Raw genomic sequence first — 1,301 nt, 5'->3', positions numbered from 1 at the left:
TGGCTGAGAACGACATCGAGCTGCACTCCGTTGCACAAGCTCACGGTCTTTCGATGAGCGGCGTCACCGTGCATGAGGTCATTCCTGAGGAAAGCATCCTGGATCCGGACGAGCAATATACCGTTCTGCATCCATCCGAAGTGGAGCTGAACGAGACCAACAGCCGGATTCTGGAAGTGATCGAGCGGCTCAACCCGAGACGGGTGGTACTGGATTCGCTCTCGGAACTGCAACTACTTTCCGGCAGCTCTCTGCGATATCGGCGCCATGTATTGGCACTGAAGCAGTATTTTGCGAAGCGGTCCTGCACCGCCATGCTTCTAGACGACAAGACTGCCATTGGCGGCGACCAGCAGGTACGCAGCATTGCCCATGGCGTCATATCTCTCCATCAGCATAAGTCAGATTACGGTGCAGATAGACGCATGGTGAGAATTCTCAAGTATCGCGGTGTCGCCTTCCGGCGCGGACCCCATGACTATTCCATAGTGACCGGAGGACTCATCGTTTATCCCCGACTCGTTGCAGCGGAGTCTAGGGCTCTTGTGAAGCGCATGCAGCTGTCTAGCGGTCTTCCCGCATTTGACATGCTGCTTGGCGGTGGAATTGAAGAAGGATCGAGCACTCTGATATCCGGACCTCCGGGTACCGGAAAGTCCAGCCTCGCAATTCAGTTTGTGCAAGCTGCGCTGGCACGAGGCAGTCGCGCGGCTCTGTTCCTGTTCGAGGAATCATTCAACTCTCTCCTTAACCGAAGCGAAGGCATCGGCATGGACCTGCATTCGCCCTACAATGCAGGACAGCTGCTCGTGCATCAGATCGATCCTGCAGAGTTGTCGCCCGGAGAGTTTACGCATGCAGTATGCAGTGCAGCGGACGCTGGCGCTAAGATCATCGTGATCGACAGCTTGAATGGATACATGAACGCAATGCCGGGCGCGGAATTTTTAAATACGCATTTGCATGAGGTGCTTACGTACCTGGAGCAGCGCGGCGTCGCAACATTCGTCATAGGCGTTCATGCGGGCATGGTCGGTAACATGACGACCGGCGCGGACGTAAGTTACTTGGCCGATAATGTGTTGATCCTACGCTATTTCGAAGCACGCGGGGCAGTCGAGAAAGCAATATCAGTATTCAAGAAGCGCGGTAGCGCGCATGAGACTACCTTGCGGCGGTTCCGCATCACCTCCGCCGGCCTCGAGGTGGGAGCGGTACTGAAAGATTTCCAAGGAGTGTTGACAGGAGTACCCACTCTGGTGGATGTGAACGGCAGGGATGATGGCGAGCATCCCATCCGG

At 55.7% G+C, this 1,301-nt stretch carries 1 protein-coding gene; it reads left to right on the top strand.

What is annotated here, in order from left to right:
• Nucleotides 1-1,301: ATPase domain-containing protein (locus tag G3574_RS18855; RefSeq protein WP_163966651.1), on the top strand; the 1,301-nt coding region annotated here is incomplete at both ends.

Source organism: Noviherbaspirillum galbum (genome assembly GCF_010974945.1).
Classification (GTDB): domain Bacteria; phylum Pseudomonadota; class Gammaproteobacteria; order Burkholderiales; family Burkholderiaceae_D; genus Noviherbaspirillum; species Noviherbaspirillum galbum.
Note: the sequence above shows the minus strand (reverse complement) of the source record. Positions and strands in the feature narration are given on the sequence as shown.